19 protein-coding genes, 1 rRNA gene and 1 pseudogene are annotated in these 20586 nt (G+C 38.3%); 3 read left to right on the top strand and 18 right to left on the bottom strand.

What is annotated here, in order from left to right:
- Positions 1-431: 431 nt before the first annotated feature.
- The 5 genes from ACQKNZ_RS18600 to ACQKNZ_RS18580 form a co-directional block, all read right to left on the bottom strand.
- Positions 432-752 carry a hypothetical protein gene (locus ACQKNZ_RS18600; protein WP_340863808.1) on the bottom strand — a complete coding sequence of 107 codons (321 nt, stop codon included), beginning with the start codon at positions 750-752 and terminating at the stop codon, positions 432-434.
- A 238-nt stretch (positions 753-990) separates the two neighbouring features.
- On the bottom strand, positions 991-1989 hold the full coding sequence (locus tag ACQKNZ_RS18595; RefSeq protein WP_340863809.1) for an agmatinase family protein: 999 nt from the start codon (positions 1987-1989) through the stop codon (positions 991-993).
- Positions 1964-3256, bottom strand: coding sequence for an imidazolonepropionase (gene hutI / locus ACQKNZ_RS18590; RefSeq protein ID WP_154312241.1), 1293 nt, complete (start codon positions 3254-3256; stop codon positions 1964-1966). The genes ACQKNZ_RS18595 and hutI overlap by 26 nt, the downstream gene beginning before the upstream one ends.
- Positions 3257-3262: 6 nt before the next feature.
- Positions 3263-4933 carry a urocanate hydratase gene (gene hutU, locus ACQKNZ_RS18585; RefSeq protein ID WP_342577540.1) on the bottom strand — a complete coding sequence of 557 codons (1671 nt, stop codon included), beginning with the start codon at positions 4931-4933 and terminating at the stop codon, positions 3263-3265.
- A gap of 15 nt (positions 4934-4948) precedes the next feature.
- Positions 4949-6229, bottom strand: coding sequence for a YjiH family protein (locus ACQKNZ_RS18580; protein ID WP_154312390.1), 1281 nt, complete (start codon positions 6227-6229; stop codon positions 4949-4951).
- Between the two features lie 270 nt (positions 6230-6499).
- Here ACQKNZ_RS18580 and ACQKNZ_RS18575 point away from each other — a divergent pair, with 270 nt between their 5' ends.
- Positions 6500-7984 (top strand): helix-turn-helix domain-containing protein, encoded by a 1485-nt coding sequence (locus tag ACQKNZ_RS18575; protein WP_427661153.1) that lies wholly within the window; start codon positions 6500-6502, stop codon positions 7982-7984.
- Positions 7985-8101: 117 nt separating this feature from the next.
- Here the strand turns inward: ACQKNZ_RS18575 and ACQKNZ_RS18570 are convergent, their stop codons facing one another.
- Genes ACQKNZ_RS18570 through ACQKNZ_RS18555 form a run of 4 tightly spaced genes read right to left on the bottom strand, consistent with a single transcriptional unit; the run spans position 8102 to position 11919 of the window.
- The gene (locus ACQKNZ_RS18570; protein WP_260866677.1) at positions 8102-9439 is read right to left on the bottom strand and encodes an Nramp family divalent metal transporter; all 1338 of its coding nucleotides are present in this window, start codon (positions 9437-9439) and stop codon (positions 8102-8104) included.
- Positions 9391-10572: a thiolase family protein gene (locus ACQKNZ_RS18565; RefSeq protein ID WP_427661151.1), complete on the bottom strand. Its 1182-nt coding sequence runs from the start codon at positions 10570-10572 to the stop codon at positions 9391-9393. Before ACQKNZ_RS18565 ends, ACQKNZ_RS18570 begins: the two co-directional genes overlap by 49 nt.
- A gap of 29 nt (positions 10573-10601) precedes the next feature.
- Complete coding sequence (locus tag ACQKNZ_RS18560) at positions 10602-11258, bottom strand: 3-oxoacid CoA-transferase subunit B (RefSeq protein ID WP_151112566.1); 657 nt, start codon at positions 11256-11258, stop codon at positions 10602-10604.
- Between the two features lie 4 nt (positions 11259-11262).
- On the bottom strand, positions 11263-11919 hold the full coding sequence (locus ACQKNZ_RS18555; RefSeq protein WP_144541878.1) for a CoA transferase subunit A: 657 nt from the start codon (positions 11917-11919) through the stop codon (positions 11263-11265).
- 239 nt (positions 11920-12158) lie between these two features.
- On the opposite strand from ACQKNZ_RS18555, the gene ACQKNZ_RS18550 reads away from it, so the two are divergent.
- The gene (locus ACQKNZ_RS18550; RefSeq protein ID WP_427661148.1) at positions 12159-12938 is read left to right on the top strand and encodes an IclR family transcriptional regulator domain-containing protein; all 780 of its coding nucleotides are present in this window, start codon (positions 12159-12161) and stop codon (positions 12936-12938) included.
- Between the two features lie 122 nt (positions 12939-13060).
- A complete protein-coding gene (locus tag ACQKNZ_RS18545; RefSeq protein WP_427661146.1) occupies positions 13061-13387 on the top strand; it encodes a nucleoside triphosphate pyrophosphohydrolase in 327 nt (108 codons plus the stop codon).
- A gap of 295 nt (positions 13388-13682) precedes the next feature.
- Here ACQKNZ_RS18545 and ACQKNZ_RS18540 read toward each other — a convergent pair whose 3' ends face one another.
- The 9 genes and pseudogenes from ACQKNZ_RS18540 to rrf all read right to left on the bottom strand — a co-directional run.
- Positions 13683-14057 (bottom strand): immunity 22 family protein, encoded by a 375-nt coding sequence (locus ACQKNZ_RS18540; protein WP_427661144.1) that lies wholly within the window; start codon positions 14055-14057, stop codon positions 13683-13685.
- A gap of 705 nt (positions 14058-14762) precedes the next feature.
- Positions 14763-15194: pseudogene (locus ACQKNZ_RS18535) on the bottom strand (recombinase family protein); the annotation flags it as partial.
- A 652-nt stretch (positions 15195-15846) separates the two neighbouring features.
- A complete protein-coding gene (locus ACQKNZ_RS18530) occupies positions 15847-16254 on the bottom strand; it encodes a hypothetical protein (protein ID WP_427661142.1) in 408 nt (135 codons plus the stop codon).
- Positions 16255-16267: 13 nt separating this feature from the next.
- The gene (locus ACQKNZ_RS18525; RefSeq protein ID WP_427661300.1) at positions 16268-16567 is read right to left on the bottom strand and encodes an EndoU domain-containing protein; all 300 of its coding nucleotides are present in this window, start codon (positions 16565-16567) and stop codon (positions 16268-16270) included.
- Positions 16531-17577 (bottom strand): hypothetical protein, encoded by a 1047-nt coding sequence (locus tag ACQKNZ_RS18520; protein WP_427661140.1) that lies wholly within the window; start codon positions 17575-17577, stop codon positions 16531-16533. The genes ACQKNZ_RS18525 and ACQKNZ_RS18520 overlap by 37 nt, the downstream gene beginning before the upstream one ends.
- A 224-nt stretch (positions 17578-17801) precedes the next feature.
- Positions 17802-18257 carry a YrhA family protein gene (locus ACQKNZ_RS18515; RefSeq protein ID WP_427661138.1) on the bottom strand — a complete coding sequence of 152 codons (456 nt, stop codon included), beginning with the start codon at positions 18255-18257 and terminating at the stop codon, positions 17802-17804.
- Positions 18258-18648: 391 nt separating this feature from the next.
- Positions 18649-18921 carry a T7SS effector LXG polymorphic toxin gene (locus tag ACQKNZ_RS18510; RefSeq protein WP_427661136.1) on the bottom strand — a complete coding sequence of 91 codons (273 nt, stop codon included), beginning with the start codon at positions 18919-18921 and terminating at the stop codon, positions 18649-18651.
- Between the two features lie 467 nt (positions 18922-19388).
- Entirely contained in the window at positions 19389-20015 is a 627-nt protein-coding gene (locus ACQKNZ_RS18505; RefSeq protein ID WP_427661134.1) for an NUDIX hydrolase, read from the bottom strand.
- 477 nt (positions 20016-20492) lie between these two features.
- Positions 20493-20586 (bottom strand): 5S ribosomal RNA (rrf, locus tag ACQKNZ_RS18500); the annotation flags it as partial.

The following is a 20586-nucleotide window of genomic DNA, read 5'->3' as shown; positions in this document are numbered from 1 at the left end:
TTTCTTCATTTTAGGGGCGCAAACTTAGTTTAAGAGCTATATTTTTCGATTTTGGAGCGGCTTTTGCATATTTAGTAGACACTTTCTACTTCGTTATGGGTGCTTTACTTCATTTTAGGGGCGAAAACTTAATTTAGGGGCTATATTCTTCGATTTAGGAGCGACTTTTACATATTTAGGAGACACTTTCAGCTTCCGTACGGGCGCTTTTCTTCATTTTAGGGGCGAAAACTTAGTTTAAGAGCTATATTCTTCGATATAGGAGCGATTTTTACATAATTAGGAGACACTTCTGAATCCATTACGGGTCCGGGCTAGGAGACATATTTCTCATCATTTATTAATTTCACTATCGATTATTAATTAGAATTTTAAGCAAACAAAAATCCAGAGAAGAAAGCGATAAGCTCGTTTCTTTCTGGATCAGACTTTTATATCCATTTTAGGTTCTCCAATAGTTGATGAAAATTTTTTAAAAAGTTCTCCTTGCTCTCCTCGTTATTTAACGATTTAACATCTATCTGACTCATAAAGTGTAAAACCTCGGGATGATGATCCCAATTTTGTTCGAATCGATTCTTCAGCTCTACATACCAATCATATTGGTACATCCTTCGCATATGTCGGACGGCCCTTCGACTCTCTTCCGTGGTTACTTCCTTTGTCCTTCCATCTGAAAGAAACATGGACACTACAAACTTTGAAATATTATTAATATATTGGATAAACGTAGTGGATATCCTTTCTATCATACAATTCCTCCCCTGTCCCATTTACTACTATTATACGCTAAAACAGGTGGAAAAGATTTATTTTTCTGAATTTTATTTGAAAGAGCGTGAAGCTATATTTAGCCTCACGCTCTTTTTATATGAACGGTCATAAAAATTTTTATCCGGTCATAAATCTCGCGCGAACGGTCATAAAAATTTCTATCCGGTCATAAACCTCTCCCGAACGGTCATAAATTTCCCCATCCGGTCATAAACTTCATAATGCCTCGCGTTTCTTCACCTGGTGCTGATAAAAGGACGCTAAAAACGTTAAAAATGCGTAAGTGGTCGTCTTGACAGTAGCTTGTACTGGGTTATCCTTCGTTGGATCAATACATACAAAGTCAATGGCTCCTATCCCTTCACATTTCCCTACTTCATATAAAATATCAAATAGCTCATCCGAACGCATGCCGCCGGGTGTGGATGCTGGAACTCCGGGCGCATAGGCTATATCTAGGACATCCATGTCTACGGTGACATAAATAAAGTCTACTTGCTCCATCAATACAGATAGTACGTCCTGTATCGTTTGCTCGATGCCTTTTTGTCGCAGCTCCTTCAATCGTATCCGGTGAACCTCATAATCATTTGCAGCCTCTATTAGAGAAGGTGCATTATAAAAACCATGCAATCCAATATTGTAGACATGCTTCCCCTCGATCACTCTACCTTCTATTAATTGGCGAATGGGGGTTCCGTTTGTCGGACCGTGGTCATCTGTGGAGCGCAAATCTAAATGTGTATCTAACTGTAAAATACCAATCTTCTTTTCTGGCATAACCTTCTTTAATCCACGAATAGTTGCAGCCGTTACTGAATGATCTCCGCCAATTGTTACCTTCAATGCGTTTGGATATTCTCCTGCCACATTCTCCATAGCGTCCTCGATGTGTTGATGGCTACGCAATATGTCGGTGAAATGCATCTTTACATTTCCGATATCCGCCACCTTCAACTCACGAATGTCTATATCTTCATCAATATAGTATGTCGAGAATTTTTCCCATGACTGACGAAAGACATTTGGAAACTCAGATGCTCCTGAAACACTAATAGAAGACCTGGAAAGCGGTGCCCCAAGAAGCACTACCTCCCAGTCCTTTTTCTCACTTCGCCACTGGGGAACAATCCAGTCCTTGACCTTCATATCTTGATGTTCTATTCTCTGCCAGTTAAATGGAGCAGGCTCAATTGGTGCTTTTTTGTAGTCCATCTATGATCACCCCATTATCCACAACTACTTTTCCATTTTTTACAACGGTCTTCGTATGGTTCATTCCGTAAAAATATTGAAGTTGCTGATAGTTTTCGACATTTAAAATAAGCACGTCCGCCTTCTTACCAGATTCTAAAGAACCTATCTCATTTCCTCTGTTAATCGCATATGCGGCGTTAATGGTGGTCGCTGTCAGAACCTCCTCCATCGTCATGCCCATATTCATACAGGCTAAATTCATGATGAAAGGCAGCGAAATCGTTGGAGAAGAACCCGGGTTAAAGTCAGTTGAAATGGCAACCGGCACACCTTCATCCACCATCAATCGCCCTCGCGCAGAAGCTGCCTTTAAGAAAAAAGCCGTCCCTGGCAACAAAACAGCCACTGTTCCAGCCTGCGCCATTGCTTGGATTCCTTTATCCGAGGCTACCAATAAATGCTCCGCTGAAATAGCTCCTACCTCCGCTGCTAGCTCTGCTCCCTCATATGGCTCGATTTCATCTGCATGGATTTTAGGGATGAGCCCGTGTTCTTTACCAGCCAATAAAATTCTACGAGACTGCTCTGGAGTAAAGACACCCTTTTCACAGAAAACGTCATTGAACTCCGCTAGACCTAACTCTGCTACTTTCGGAATCATCTCATTGACAATCAAGTCTACAAACGCATCAGGATTTCCCTTATACTCAGCAGGTACCGCATGGGCCCCCATGAACGTTCTTACTACATCGATTGTATGATTCTCCTGAAGCTTCTTTGCAACCTGTAGCTGTTTCTCCTCTGTTTCCCAATCTAAGCCATAGCCACTTTTTGCTTCTACTGTTGTTATCCCATGACGAAGAAAATCATTTAGGTGTGCATATGTTTTCTCATATAAATGGTCAAAGGATGACTCTCTCGTTTTCTTCGTGGTAGCATGAATTCCTCCGCCGGCATTCATGATTTCCATGTAGGTAGCTCCATTTAAACGCATTTGGAATTCATTTTCACGAGTTCCCCCGAATACTAGATGCGTATGTGCGTCAACAAGTCCCGGCATAACTACACTGCCAGTGGCATCTAATATCTCTGCCTTCTCCATTAACTCTGGATGCTGCTCCTGAAGTTCTTCCTTAGTACCAACCGCTACAATGCGGTCTTCTTCTATTAATAGACTTCCATTTTCTATAATGTTAAGCTCAGTCATTTCTTTTCCCGTACGCGCTTTCTTACTAGCCGACGCTAGAGTAATTAATTGATTTGCATTTGTAATTAGTAGTGTCATGTATTCTCATCCTTTTGTGTTTAGCATTGGTATATGAACATTCTTCTCCTGGGCAGTTTTAATGGCAATCTCATAACCTGCATCTGCATGGCGAGCAACCCCCATACCAGGATCAGATATTAGCACACGGCTAATCTTCTCTGCTGCCATATCCGTGCCGTCTGCTACGAGCACCTGACCAGCATGCTGTGAATACCCCATTCCTACGCCACCACCGTGATGTACACTTACCCAGCTTGCTCCACCAGCAACATTCACTAATGCATTTAAGATTGGCCAATCGGACACTGCATCAGAACCGTCCTTCATTCCCTCTGTCTCCCGATTAGGGGATGCCACAGAGCCTGAATCTAAGTGGTCACGTCCAAAAACGATCGGAGCCTTAAGTTCACCTGAAGCGACCATTTCATTGACCTTAAGCGCAAAGCGGTGACGATCTCCATAGCCTAGCCAACAGATTCGAGCAGGAAGTCCCTGCCACTTCACCATCTTCTGAGCCATATCGATCCAGTTCACGAGCGCCTCATCGTTTGCAAACATTTCCTTTGCCAGTGCATCTGTCTTAAGGATATCCTCTGGATCCCCTGATAAAGCTGCCCAGCGGAACGGACCTTTTCCTTCACAAAACAATGGTCTAATATAAGCTGGTACAAATCCTGGGAAGTCAAAGGCATTCGCCACTCCCATTTCCTGTGCGTACTTTCTTATGTTGTTGCCATAATCAAACACCTCAGACCCCGCTGTTTGAAAATCCAGCATTGCCTGCACATGGTCAGCCATTGCCTTTTTCGCCTTTTGTTCATATGCTTTTGGATCAACCTTGCGAAGCTTTAGTGCCTCCTCTAATGACATATGGTTTGGAATATATCCGTTTAACGGATCATGTGCGCTTGTTTGGTCTGTCACTAGATCAGGAACAATACCACGTTCATAGATTTCTCTGTATACATCTGCACAATTTCCTACTAGCCCGATGGATGCTGGCTCTTTCTTTTCCTGTAATTCCTTCGCCATTCTCAGGGCATCATCTAAATCTTCTACTAAGTAATCGCAATAGCCTTCTTTTATTTTTCGTTCAATTCTTTTCTTGTCTACTTCTACTACAAGAATGACTGCACCTGCCATCTTACCAGCAAGTGGCTGAGCACCACTCATACCTCCCATACCACCTGTTAGGATTAATTTTCCACGGAGATCTGAACTGCCAAACACCTTTTTACCGGCCTCCACGAAGCTCAAATATGTTCCCTGTAAAATTCCTTGAGCACCGATATAAATCCAACTCCCTGCAGTCATCTGACCATACATCATCAAATCCTTATCCTCTAGCTCGTAAAAATGCTCCCAGTTTGCCCAAGCTGGCACCAAATTAGAGTTTGCAATTAGTACACGTGGAGAATGCTCATAGGTACGAAACACTGCTACTGGCTTACCAGATTGAATGAGTAGAGTTTCATCGTTTTCTAGCTTTTTCAAGGATTCAATTATTTGTTCATAGCTCGCCCAGTTTCGTGCTGCCTTACCAATTCCTCCATACACAACTAGCTCATCTGGATTTTCTGCCACCTCTGGATCCAAATTATTCATGAGCATCCTCATAGCAGCCTCTTGTGTCCATCCTTTGCATGATAGCTGACTTCCTGTTGGTGCCTTTATATTTTGTAATACATTTTTCATAAAATAACACTCCCTTTAAAATAATATAAATGCGATTGGTGTAACAATGATTAAAGTAAGTACAACCCGTTGGAACCAAATAACGACCATCTGACGAATTGTTAGCGGAATGTCGGTAGAGAGAATGACTGGAATAACAGCCGAGAAAAATAAAATCGCCGATACCGATACGACAGCTACGATAAATTTCGTCAAAGTAGTAGCAGAGGTCACTAATAAGGCAGGAAGGAATATCTCTGCAATAGATACAGATAATGCTTTTGCAGTAAGTAATGGATCTGGAATTTGCAAAGCCCAAGTAAATGGTAGGAAAATATACGCAATCCAATCAAACACCGGGGTATACATAGCAAGCAGCAACCCTAAAAGTCCAATAGAAAGAATGGATGGCAGAACACCCATCGTCATTATTAAGCCTTCCTTTAAATGCTGCAAAAGGTTTTTCCACAACGGCGGATTTGTTCGCACTGCCTGCATCGCCTCTGACCAAGCTATCTGCAGTCGATTTTCGTTAACAATAACCTCAGGGTCTCCTTCATCTACGATGTACTCATCCTTCAGTTTTGCTAAAGGCCAAATACGTGCCGTAATAGCTGTCACTAAAAATGTTACGACTAGTGAAACCCAGAAGAACCAGCTCCAATAAGCCATTAAGTCCAATGTATTTGCAATTACGACCATAAATGTAACAGAAACAGTGGAGAAGCCTGTTGCAATAATTGCAGCTTCTCTGATTGTGTACTTCCCTTGGTTAAACACGCGATTAGTCAGCAACAAACCAACAGAATAACTTCCTACAAAGGAAGCAACTGCATCTACTGCAGAACGTCCGGGAGTTCTAAAAACCGGTCGCATAATTGGTTGCATGAACACACCTATAAATTCAAGTAAGCCATAGCTGACTAGCAATGCTAAGAAGATAGCTCCTATCGGAATCAAAACACCAACTGGCTTAATCAGCTTATCCATTAAGAATGGTCCTACATTTGGGTCAAATAGCCAAGCAGGTCCGACGCCTACCAACAACAATATCCCTACTCCCAGACCAACCACTTTAAATAAGGACATGATAATACTGACCTTATCCTTATTCCATGTTTTAGTGACAAATGGATATACAGCTCCACATACAAGCATGATTACTATATAGATTGTTACAAAAGTAGGTGCATTCACTGATAGCCACGTTACAAGATGATCAAGTAGAATAGAAGATTTCTCGTTATACGTAAAGGTAACAAAGAAGCTAAAGATTCCTATTAAACTGCAAATAACAAACTTGAAGACAGAAAGCATCTCGGTCTTACCCTCTTGAACGAGCCCTTTATTCGGGATATTTACCAAACCCACCACTCCTTTTTCAATCAATTATAAAATTCAGAAAAGATTAAATATATGTAATATTGTTATAAAATAAAGGAATTTCTTTAGATAAGATGGAATTTTATTAAGAAAGAGAAGGAATAATTTATGATTTTTTGACAGAATGAATAAAATCATAAGAAATTCCTAAGGGGATACAGATTTAAAGCTAGATAACTATCGTAAAAAATGAGGTGTAATTGAGTGAAGCTCTTAGTAATTGACCGAGATCAAACAGAAAGAAATGGAATTCAGTGGTATATCAAGCGGTATCAGTTAAATATTACGACAATTTTAGAGGCGGGAAATATTAATGAGGCGGTTCAACAGCTTGAAGCAGAGAACCCAGAGGTTATTTTATTGGAGATGGAACTGCTTACTCAGGAGGAGTCAAATCGATTGAGAAAGGCTTTATCGCTAAATTCTCAGCACATCATTGGTATGACTGCAGAGCCTCTTTTTAAGCACGCATTAAATGCTCTATCTCTACGAGCACTCACCCTACTCGTTAAACCCCTCGATTTAAACATGCTAAAGCAATATATAACTCATGCAATAAGACAGAAAATAAATGTTCAAAGAGAGGTTCTCCCCTTAGTTGGCGATCATTCTATTTATCCTTCTTTATTTTTAGAGAAGCATCAGGTAGTAAATAATGAATTTACATTCTGTCTCATGTTAGAAACAGAGTTTTTGGAGCAAAACGAGCAGCTATTTCATTGGCTAGAATCTTTAAATCATCTGACTCTTTTACCCCTTTCTAAGCGCATTGTGGCATTTTCAACGGATGATTCCCTGGAGGGGCTTACTAAAAGAGCAAAAGCAATTATTAGAGAATGGACAAGCACACATAACGCAAACTTAAATATCGCGATCTATGATTTACCGAGAAAATCCATTAAGGAAATGTATCAAGCTATAAAAGAAACTCTAAAGCTACGTTTTCAGCATGGCTTCGGACAAGTTTTTCTTGTCAGCAAGCTTCCTAAATTTCATAGTTTAGATCCTTTTTTGACTATAGAGCAACAACGACTGTGGATAACAAGTCTTGAACAAAACGATGTTCAAACTATCAAGAGGTTTTTATATAGCATCACAGCCAATGACATCTACTATCAGCCGGACACCATCCGCATTCAGCTTACTAGCATACTTGCTCAGGTAAGGAGGTTCATGCTGAAATACCAAATGGAAAAGCGATTAGATTTAGAATTGCGATACAACCGACTCTTCGATATCATCCTGAATCATCCGGTCCTTTACACGATTATTCAGGAATTCGTCCTATTCTGTCAGGACACCATGAACCAATCGATAAAACAAAAAGAAAAAGGCCAGTTCGACTATGTAAATGCCGCCCTAGACTTTATCGATTATTCCTATACGGATCCTAAGTTAAATTTAGAGGTACTAGCTAGTTTTATAGGGATCAGCCAAAGCTATTTAAGCATGCTCTTTTCACAAACAAAAGCGATGACATTCAAGCAATACCTTAATCAAAAACGTCTTACTCATGCAAAGCAGCTGCTTCAGGAAACCAATTTAACCATCCATGAAATTGCATCAAAGACCGGCTTTAATGACGCCAACTACTTTTCAAAATTGTTTAAGGGGAAGTATGGAGAAAGCCCACTTTTGTATAGGCAACATGCAATTTTATCTATAGCGAAAGGCGCAGGTACCCTTTAAGTGTCATTTTTAAAATAGCTGTTTTCCGTTGAAGTAGTCGCCTGTTGCTATAGCTATAACAATAAAAATCGTATAAAAAATAAAACCATCACGTTAACAAACGTGATGGCTCCTATATTAACCAAACAATATTTTAACCAATTCACTTATTCCCAAATAACCAAACATAATGAGACATCCTATTAGTACGGCATTGGACACTAATTTGTTACGTGATTCTAAATTCTTGGCATTAAGAAGCAATACTAAAGAAAGGGCTAAAAATGGCATGAATAGAGATCCTAACGCTCCATAAATAATGATTAGTTCTACTGGTTTTCCGAAATAAAACAGAACCATTGGAGGGAATGTCAGCCATGCTAAATAGAAGCGATAAGCTGGTTCCTTTGTAGAAACCTTCTCTTTTCCAGGGCCTTTCTTTTTACGAATGGTTTTCATGAAATCTGCGAACAGATAAGGAACGCCATTCCAAACACCTAGTAGAGAAGTGTATGCTGCAGACCAGAAGGCCACTAAGAACATCCAGCGCATAGGTGTTCCGAATTCAGCTCCTAGCATGTCAGCTAGCTTAACCAGTCCTTCATCATCTCGAATACTCACTCCCGTACCTGCTAGGAACTGTGCCCCTATGACTAAACCAGCTAGTGTAAAAAGAGCTGTTAGAGTATATGCGACTTTGGCATCCAGACGCATGGCACTAACCCATTCCTTACCCTTCCACCCTTTCTCAGTCAACCAATATCCGTAGGAGGCCATTGTTATTGTCCCACCTACTCCACCGATTAAACCAAGCATAAGAATAAATGAACCTTCTGGAATACGGGGTACAAATCCAAACGCGAAATCACCAAAGCTTGGTAAGAACATTACTGCTGTACCGATAATCGTGATAAACATGACTCCAACTAAAACAGTCATTACTTTTTCAAACAGAAGATAGCGACCAACCCATATTAATATAAAACCTACGATTGAGTGGATGATAGCCCAAGCCCAAATTGGCATAATTGGGAACATGGCATGCATCGCCATCCCTGATGTGGAAGCAGCTGCTGCACCATATACAAAGCCCCATATAATTGCATAAACACCAAAGTAACCAGTTGCCCATTTACCGAGAGAATGCCAGCCATCCACAATCGTTTGACCGGTTTCTAAATACAGTCTCCCTACTCCCTCGTTCAAGAAGTATTTTAAAATGGCACCAACAATTACTGCCCATACAAAAGTCATTCCAAAAGATGTACCTATTACAAGCGATGTTATTAAGTCGGCCGTTCCAGCACCGGTTGCCGCCACGACGATTCCTGGACCAACCTGCTTCAGCTTCTCACCAAATGTAGCAGGTGGAATTAAATATTGATTTACCTCTTTACTCATCATATCATCCTTTGTTTTATGTATTTTTACATATTCTCCAGAAGTACAGCCATCCCCTGGCCACCTCCAACGCATAGCGTTGAGATTCCAAATTGTTCATTTCTATGCTTCATTTCATGTAATAGCTTCGTAAGAATAATTGCACCCGTAGCACCTAGTGGGTGTCCTAAAGCAATAGCCCCTCCATTAACATTTACCTTACTTATTGGAATCCCCACTTGTCTGATAACTGCAAGTGATTGAGAGGCAAATGCTTCATTTAGCTCCCATAGTCCAATATCCTGTACCTTCAAGTCTGTTTGTTTTAGAAGTTTTTCAATTGCTGGGACTGGGCCAATCCCCATATAACGGGGGTCTACTCCAGCTGTGGACCAACTTTTTACTTTCGCCAACGGTTTTAAACCTAGTATGTTTGCTTTCTCTGCAGTCATAAGGATAATCGCACTTGCCCCATCATTTCTTCCGCATGCGTTTCCAGCAGTTACTGTTCCGTCCTTTTTAAACACCGGCTTTAAACTTGCTAATTTTTCTAATGAGGTGTCACGCATATGCTCATCTCTTGCAAACACACTAGTTTCTTTTTTATACTTTATTTCAATTGGTACGATCTGAGAGTCAAAACGGCCTTCCTCCCAGGCTTGCTTCGCTCGTTTTTGACTTTCCAAAGCAAATGCATCCTGGTCTTCGCGAGATATGTCATATTTTTCAGCTACATTTTCTGCTGTCATACCCATTCCTAAATCCTTCCCATACATCTCCATCGGTTGTTGTCCATTTTCTAAATTGGAATCTACGATATATGGATTTCCTTCTCCAAAACGAGAATTTCGTAAATACAAAGGTGCTCTACTCATATTCTCTGCTCCACCCGCTAGAACAATATCTTGAGAATGGAAAGCGAGATGCTGAACACCGGATATAACCGATTGCATACCTGATGCACAAAGGCGATTTACTGTATAACCAGATGACTCGATTGGAATTCCTGCTTTCAGAGCCGCGACTCTAGCCAAATTGGAGGCTTCCGTCGATTGCCTTACTTCACCGAACACTACTTCATTAACTTGTTCGACTGTCAATCCTGCTTGGGTAATTGCTTCTTTCATCACGGTAGCAGCAAGATCAGCAGCTGGAACGTTTCTTAGCTGCCCACCAAATCTGCCTACCGCTGTTCGATTGGCACTAACAATCACAAATTCATGCTCCATATTCTAATCCCCCTTGTAGTTTCTTCTATCTAATAAATTGATAATGTTGGAGACACAATAAATTTCGCAGGTGTAATTTCTTTTAGCTTCTCTACTGTCCAACCGTCTGCTAGTTCCTCCAGAACCATTTTGTTTTCTACAAAACGAAACACGGCATACTCCGAAATAAGTGTACTTACGATATTCTTTGCTGTTACTGGGTAGGTACATTCACTAACGATTTTCGGCTCGCCATCCTTGGAGCAATGCTGAGTCGTTATAATGACTTCCTTTGCACCAGCTACTAAATCCATAGCCCCACCTACTCCTAAAATATCCTTTCCAGGAACTGCCCAGTTTGCTAAATCCCCTGTTTCACTAATCTGCAATGCTCCTAGAATGACCGTATTCACATGCCCTCCACGAATCATGGCAAAGGATTCGGAGGAAGAAAAATAGGAAGCGCCTAGTTGAGCGGTAACTGGTAGCTTACCCGCATTAATAATTTCGAGATCTAACTGTTTCTCGCTCGGAGATGGACCAACGCCTAGCAATCCATTTTCCGTATGTAAATAAACTTCTTTGCCTGTGTCTAAATAATCCGCTACTAACGTCGGGATACCTATTCCAAGATTCACAATGGAACCGTTTTTTATTTCTTCCGCGGCTCTTTTCGCGATTTTTGCTTTACTACTTATAGTTTCCATTTTTTCACTTCCCCTCCTCCACAATATAATTGACAAATAAATGTGGGGTGATGATATGCTCAGGATCTAGTTGCCCTACCTCCACTAACTCTTCTACTTGCACAATAGTGATTTTGGCAGCCATCGCCATATCAGGATTAAAGTTTCTAGCAGTCTTTGAAAAAACTAAATTGCCTAGCTTATCGGCCTTTTTAGCTTTAATAAGGGCCACATCCGCCTGAAGAGGAAACTCCAATACATATTCCTTACCATCTATTACTCGTGATTCCTTGTTCTCTGCGAGCAATGTACCAGCTGATGTACGAGTGTAAAAACCACCAAGCCCTGCTCCAGCAGCTCTAAGCCTCTCTCCAAGCGTCCCCTGAGGTACAAGCTCTACTTCAAGTTTTCCATCCTTTGCATATTGGACCGCATCCCTATTGCTTGTAAAATAAGAGCCGATTGCTTTTTTTATTTTGTTTTGCATTAATATTTTGCCTAAGCCCTTACCACCTGGTTCTCCTAAATTGTTGCTAATAATTGTTAAATCAGAAACCTCATGCTCAGCTAGTGTATCCACAAGCTGAAGCGGACAGCCTATTAAGCCAAAGCCTCCCACTGCAACGATATCCCCATTTTTAATAGAAGAGATTGCTTTCTCAGCAGTCACAATCTTGTTCATGTTGATAAATCCTCCTTTGTAGAAAACCTGAAAACCCTTACATTTATGTATAAAAAATATAGACATCATTGCCATACTTCTCATTAAGTTGTACACTATCCGTACAGTAATACGTTATGTGTTCTATAATTATATATATTAATTTTTTATTTTTCAAGAATAATATAAAATATTTAGAATATTTAAGGATAATATTGTAAAATAATCGTAAGGTTTCATATATAGAGGAGAAGATTTTTTTGGAAAAAAATAATAATGGTTACTTTGTAAATTCCGTTGCCAAAGGATTTGAGGTGTTAAATGCCTTTACCTCCAATGCTAGTACAATGTCCCTTCGTGATTTGGAAGAAAAAACAGGTATCAACAAGGCTACAGTCAGAAGATTTGCCCTCACTTTAGTCGATTTGGGCTATCTTCGATTATTACCAGAGAATAAATTTCAGTTAAGCCCTAAAGTATTAGATCTAGGATCAAATTACTTAGAGACTCTAAGCCTGCCTGACCTATCACTACCAATCCTTCAGGACATTGCTAAAAATGTGAAGGAGTCAACCAATATGGCAGTACTTGATGGCCCAGAGGTTGTCTATGTACTACGTGTCAATGCCGCCGAACGAATCATTGGATCAAATTTGCGCATTGGATCTAGACTTCCCTATTTTGCAAGCTCCCTAGGAAAAGCACTTGTTGCTTGGCTTCCAGAGAGCGAAAGGAAAAAAACATGGGACTCTGCAACTATAGAGGCCTTTACGGAAAAAACCATAACATCCTATGAAGAATTTGAAGCCCATTTGGCCATTTGCCGTTCCCAGGGCTATGCTGAAGGCAATGGCGAGCTAGAGGTTGGACTACGTTCCATAGCAATGCCCATTTTCAATCGCAGGGGATTACCAATAGCAGCCATCAACATCTCTACCAATTTATTACGAAGCTCTGAACAACAAATTGCTGACGTCTATCTGCCAGCCCTAAAAGAAGGCGCAAGGAACATCAACCGACAAACTGAACATTTAAGTTGAATAAATAGAAGTAAACAGAGACAACTTAACAAATTCCTGTATTGTCAGGATACATAAAACTAATATAAGTTATCCTGACTCTAGCCAATTTAATGAAAGGAATAATGACAGGAGGAATTTAAATGCCAGTTTACAATAAGCTAGTTCGAGACCTAATTCCGCAAGTAATCGAGAATTCTGGAAGTAGGTTTTCCACTCGTATTTTAGACAAATCAGAGCATCTAACCGAAGTTAAAAATAAATTTTATGAAGAAATGAGAGAATTTGAAGCTACGGATAATAGAAAGGATGCCCTCGAGGAGCTTGCTGACATTCTAGAATTAATACACGCAGCGCTTCCCATTCTTGAAGCTACATATGAAGAGCTTGAACAAATTCGCACAGCTAAAAAAGAAAAGCGAGGGGGCTTCAATGATGGAGTCTATTTGATAGAGGTTGAGGATGCGTAAGCTGGGGATAATTACATCTAATATTATCGAGGTTTTAAAAAGTCTTTCTCTAATACTTTATGAAAAGATAGCAGTTATTCAACCGCCACCCGAATTGATTAACTAACTTTTGTTTCCGGCATTTCAGGTATGATATAAGCCGTAATAAATAGTTCATTCGTCACTAGGTATCTCTTCAACAAAGAAACCTTGAAAGGCATTTTGCCAATCAAGGTTTCACATAAATTACATTATACCTCAGATATATCAATCTCTTTACATGGAGACTTACTAATTAGAACCTTTAAGAGTTATCTTATTCATAATTTGTAGTAGCAATAAAATCAAAAGCACCTATTGAACTAATTTCATTTTTATATTCAAAATTATATATTAAAATTATTGCATTATATGATTTCTTTAGATTAATACTTTTCTGGACTTTTGGGATGACAATTTCTTCATACGAACAGCCATCTAATAATGCTGAAATATCACTACTACTATTCTTATAGACCGCTTTTTCTATAGTATCCTCATCTGTTTCATCCATATCAATATTAAAATCGATAAAGAATTCGGAAGGTACAGACTCGCCATCCTCATCATACGTTAAATCAACATACTCTCCTATTGAGTCCTCATCGTTAATATTCCCTAACCAAAATGAAACCCATCTTTGTTTTTCCATTATAGTATCCTCCTACTTTAATCTGAGATCTTGTGGTAAAGACGAAACTCCACCCTCTAATCTATAATTAGCCCAATTATTAAGTCGTCCAACAAATGTATTATAGTCGCTAGAAGTATCTATTATTGCTAACAATTCATTATGTGCTTTAGTTGAGCCTAATCCTCCATGAACACCGTTTGGATTGACAAATTTGACATCGGTTATAGCTGTTCTTAAATCTTTAATCTCTTCAGCACCAATATTTCAATACTTAAATTGTGGAGCCCTTAAAACTAAGTGCCACTCATGTAAACCTCCAGGTTCTCTAAGTTGACGTTCAATTTTCTTTCTAATTTTTTTATCATTCCAAAGTTCGTCTAGTTCACTACTTGTAAGGAAATTGAAGAATTTATTAAAATTCCCACTCTTTGCAGTCGGTATATCTTCAACAGTTAATTTAGTTATATCTTTAGCATTATCTGTACCCTTAGTCTGTTGGTTATTATTTTTGAAGTCACAACTGAATCACAATTATTATTTTTTGTTTTCTGTTCTGACTTTTCTTTTTTGATAATTTCAGCTGTTGCTTTAGTTGTTCTTTTACCTCTTGACAGTAACTTTGGCAATTCCACCACCAAAAAAGATGCTTGCTACGTTTATTGTTCAGTCCACCACACTCAATTTACGTATCGCAATTGAATCAAGTCTTATATAGTTACAATCAATTTCAAGTCGTTGGTATTTGTCTAATAACTCCATTAATCCATTGACCAAAAAGTCATTTGGGTCTTTCTTATGGATACTGTACAAGGGTTGTTCAATGCTTTTAATATCACAGCCATATTTCTTCAACTCTCGTTGTATCAACACTTTTACAATATCTGACCTCCATAATCGGCTTGTGTTGAGCACCACTACATTATGTATTTGGACAGAAGAAAGGTGAGCCAACATTTCTTGTAAGCCCAACCTGTCTATTTCGAATGCTTCTTCATTTAGTTTTGCACCACTAATTCCTTCATCTCTAAAGATGTGTATCAAGTTAAAACCCTGTTCTTCACAGTATGCTTTAATTTTCTCTTCCTGATATTTCAAGCTATATCCATCTCTTGCCTGCCCTTGAGTTGAGACTCGTATATACCCAACAACGTTCAACTTCTCACCCTCCCGTTACATAAATTTTAATTTTCGTAACGCTTTTAAACGAATAGCGAGTATTATACGACCGTCTCTAGTAAAAATACAACCTTAAACATATTTAACTATATAAAGCAAACACCCCCCTCTCACATTAACCATTGTTTAACGCCACGAGCTTTGTCATTATCGTTTATTTAATCACTCAAAACTACCTCCTGCATGTAAAATGTCATCTCGCCTAATTCTCACACTTTTCTTCCTAGACCACTGTTTACGAATTACTCCTTGACGGTCCAGCCTTCATGAGCTCTCGATTCTCAAACAAATCATTTTCTTTTTGTCTCACTCAATATCAGCTGATTTATATAAATTAAAGTAAAAACCTTGAAAGGCATTTAGCCAATCAAGGTTTAAGAATAGTATTAAGATTTATTGACTCATATACTAGTCACCTAAGTCTATTTTTTCATAATGCTTATCAATTAATATTCGTGATTTAGGCTTTGCTAAATAATCATCTAATTTTTCAATACTATACTTTGACTTTTTAGCTTTCACAAGATTTGAGACATTCCACCATAAATTTACTCTATCAATTCACTCCAAATTTTAGGAAATCAAGTGATTTTGTACATTTTTTAAGTTTAATAATATTTGCGAATTTTTATCATTTGTTTTGTTGTAAAAATGCTTCTAAAATCCTTTCAATAGGTAAACTAGCATTTTTTAATAATTTCTCTACTTTGTCCTTTATTTGCTTATTAGAAGCAATTATTTTTTTATACTCTTCTCCATCAAAAGAACGTAAAGAATCTATTGCATATTCAGCCACTTCATCACTCTCATTAAGTAAGTCTAATAATAAATTAAATCCATATACTCCGTTATCTTCATCTATACAGTAGGCCAATCTAATTTTATATTTATCATCTTTATCTTTTAATCCTCGAATTAAATTCTCCCAATCAATATTAGTAAACTCACTCATCAATTCTTGCACATACATAAATTCATCGTCATAAAAATAATTATCTGCGCTATTTTCAGATAATACTGCATCTACTTTTTCATACATTCACTTTCCTCCTCTATTTACTAAAACCACCTGGTAATGGAGCATTAATTTGTCCTGTTGGGTAGCCGCTCACTACCGTATCACCTATTTTAATAACATCAATTTCTACACCATCAACAATTCCCCTATGGAAAGTTGCTCCATCTCTACCTCTAATACTTATTGGAGGAGAATTACCAATATCAGTTATACTATCTAAGATTTTAATATCACTCCAACCTTCAGGAAATATTGTACTATTTTTTATTTTTGAAAGATTCCCATCAGGAAATTGAGTTATATATTTGATATCTTTTGTACCATCAGGATTGATTTTAATAGCTTCTGTAGCATAGTTAGAATGGCTATTATTAATGTTTGATGAATGCCCCCATTTTTATTAGGGTTCTTTCTTTGTCCCAAAAGGATTTTTTCCTTCATTTCAGGTGTGATAATTGATTTAGCTCCGCTGACTGGCTTACTATTATTAACCGTAACCTTAGTCGTAACATCCACATTCTTTATATCTGTATTACCATTACCCTCTAAACTTTTAGATGTTGTTGGGACATCCGGTTTCGTCAACGGCAAATTGCTAGTAAGAGGATTGCTATACGTAACAGACTTTGGTGTCATATTATTGAAATCTGTTTTGAACAGATACATGTTGGACTGTGTCCTGCTTAGTGGGCCATTGATCACTTCTTGGTAAGTGGGTGTAAACATAGATGCCACTTTTTCATCACTTAATACATTCCTAGCTTGATATAACTGACTACCTTTATTTACAAATTTTGCTCCGGTACTTCCCCAGCCTGCAAATGGAATCATCGCACCAAAGGAGAGTGTTGCGTTCAACTTATCTCCTCTAGCTGTATAAATAATCCCATTTGCCCCATCCGCTATTTCTCCGATTCCGGGTATTAGCCCTACTAGATCTAATCCAAACTGTATTCCATCCAACAGTTTATTTTCTTTTGGTGGCTCAACTTGGACTACTTCTTCCTTGTATTCTACTTTAGAAACGATTTCGTAGTATACTGTCCCGTTTTCCGAGTACTCTTTTATCAGGAGACTATTTGCATACTGATGGTATTTTACATTCTCTCCGACGTTTTCTTCAATTGTATTCATTCTTTTCAATTCTAGGGCTTGAAAATTTTTAGCACTGATCATCGTGCCGATTATTTTGTCTCTTTCTTCTACCCATAGTTTATGAGGATCTAGGTATACCTTTGGGAATAGCTCCGTTGGCTTACGGATATGGACGGAATGTTTACAGCAGGGGTAAAGGACATTACTTTCCAGCGTCCGGCCTTCATGAGTTTTTGAAGCTATTTTCATATTACTTTTTAAACACAAACTTCTTTGAATTAAGAAAAAACCTTGAAAGGCATATAGCCAGTCAAGGTCAGAAATAGTAATTTAAAATCTTCATTTTTCTTTACCAATTCCACTAATAAATTTCCAGATTGAAATTGCTATTATCTCATACCTTTAAACAGTTAGCCGTTGGTTCTATGTGCTACACATTCCTTTTCGTCAATAGTTGGCGTCGGATTGTACATTTAAGTAAGTGCTGCAGAAAAAGCAGATTCAAGCATAGTTTCAAAATCGTGAAATGTTTCCATATGCTCACCTGAAGGCTTGTCTAATTCAACAAAACTTTTTTTAGAAACATTGTAACAATACCAAGCTATATCTGAATCTCCCAAAAAAATCAGCTCATCTTCTTCTTTAATTGACTCCCATGTTTCATTGGCATCAAAAAAACTATCTACCAGATTTATTGGCTTAGAATCCATAAACTTTTGGTCAATCCCATAGATTTTAAGTCCATTAAATTCAATTCCATTAACTGTTTGTAAAAATTCATAGTATTCCTGTGGCAGTACATCTTCACCAAACTTTTCTACTACAGATTTACGAAATCTTGATAACTCATTTTTATTGGTAGGTAAATTGAGTTTTCGATTTCGTTTCTCTCTCATTTTGGAAATCTGACTAACTTGCTCTCTCCACATATAATAATTACCTTCTAAATATTATTTATTCCTTGTTAGGAGGATAAATGTCTCCATCTGGAATAGGAAAATGTTATTAGACCAATATCAACGATTAGCAATTGCATTAAAGTTAGGGAGAGGGCGAAGAAAGCCCAATAGTAGACAATCAAGTGCTTTAATTTTATTACAGCCCTTTTAAAATATTTCATAATATCATCTTTTTAGCACGACCGTCTCTAGTAAAAATACAACCTAAAATTTAAAAGCCAATGCAGAGTAAGAACACTTTTTACGTTAGCCATTGTTTATCGCCACGAGATTTGTCATTCTCGTTAGTTTTTTAGCCATTCCATGTCATAACTACCCCTTCCATGTAAAATGTCATCTCGCCCAATTCATACTTTTCTTCCTAGCCAGTATTAAAATAAAACTCCTTGATGGTATAACCATCATGTTGCTTGAAGCTATCTGAGAAAACAAGAAAAAAATGAAGGAATGGCAAATGAACATCCGAATAGAAGCCTCGGATTGCACTACCTCCCGCCCCCTTCAATACCTCTTCCATTGCTACTAATTCTTTAACTGTGTCTTGAATATTTTCTACTTCGTTTTGCAGTCGTTCAAGCATAGCTATGTTACGTTGCAGCCCATCTTGAAGTAAGTCTACATCTAGGATTTTCATAGGCATGCCCTCATTGAATCAGGTACAATGAAGCATTTCCAATTTTCTCTATTATACAATATTCCCCACCAGATAGACATAAAATCTCCTCCTCTAGCAAACTTCCATTATCTATAATATTCCATTTTTTATATAGAAAGGTAAAGTAAAGACTGGCATTTCATATTAAAATGATTCAGAAGAATTGTTGTCTTTTTTTAGAAAACTGGTTATTTAGAAGGAATGTCATATAGGAGCAGAGGTGCATTTATAAAGTGCTAATTATTATTATTTAATTCTAATTTTGATACTCTTCGTATAAAAAATAAAAAGACTCCCTATCAATAGAGAGCCTTTTAAAACCAATATTAATTTAGTACTCTATTACTTTTATACAATGCTAAAACCTTTGTGTTAAATTTATCTCCTTAGTATTACGAAAGTATCATGGTACATATTTCTCCCCCTTTTTAGATTATTTCTTATTATTATCTATTAACATTTCTTATTGTTTCCACAAAATGTTTTAATACCCGTGCTGTTAATCCCCAAATTGTATAGTTTTTATAATCATAAAACCATTCTTCAATATCACGGGGTCTCCATTGGTATTTGTCTCCATTAAAAATTTTTTCAAATGGAAAGTCCATCGGAGGCATAGGTTGAACAGAGACGGTGTGCATATAAGGCTCATAGTTTAAGAGCCAGTTGATTGGCACTGTAAATACTTCTTCAACCTCTTGTTTGTTAAAATTTTCGATTTGATGATGATCAATAGTCGCTACAAACGGATAAACCACGAAAGATGAAGAAGTGATATAAGGACTCATTTGTCCTAAAATTTTTATAGATGTCGGGGCTACACCCAACTCTTCATGGGTTTCTCGTATAGCAGCTTCCATTGGAGATGCATCTGTAGCATCAATACGACCACCTGGAAAGCTAATATCTCCAGGCTGCTTTCTCATCGTTAAGGAGCGCACCTCAAACAAAATATGCCATTCTCCTTCCACTTCCACAAGTGGAAGCATGATTGCCGAGCGCAGAGCTGTTTCCTCCCCAATAAATAGTGGCTGTCTATGGTGTAATTCTTTCTTTAGCTCCTCCAAGAACATGGAATTCCCCCTTGCTTAGTTTCTCTATTATAAGAGTAACATTAATATTGTCTCGTTTAAAATAATGTGAAGTGCCATTTAGATATATGAAACGTCTAATTATGTATTTTACTTAGACTTAATTTATTTATATTCACTTTAATAAATGACAAACTAAAAAGTCGTCACCGATTACTCGGTAACGACTTTTTTCAGTGCCCAGCAACGTCCTACTCTTGCAGGGGAACCCCCAACTACCATCGGCGCAGGCTGCGAAACCAGATGGACGGCAGATTTCTTATTCAGCTACAGTCGATCGGTTCTCGCGTATGCTATACGCTCCGAGCCTCTCTTCCTTGCTTCCTCGAACTCTTTGCCCCTCTGCTTTCTCGCTCACTTGCTTAATTAGAAATGGTAAGGTGCCTTCGGCACTTTTAATTTCTTTATAGAATAAACAAAAAAGCCGTTACCGATTTCTCGGTAACGACTTCCTATAGTGCCCAGCGACGTCCTACTCTTGCAGGGGGAGACCCCCAACTACCATCGGCGCTGAAGAGCTTAACTTCCGTGTTCGGTATGGGAACGGGTGTGA

The organism is Psychrobacillus sp. NPDC093200 (genome assembly GCF_050280345.1).
Lineage (GTDB): Bacteria > Bacillota > Bacilli > Bacillales_A > Planococcaceae > Psychrobacillus > Psychrobacillus faecigallinarum.
This window is presented reverse-complemented; position numbering and strand designations above follow the sequence as displayed.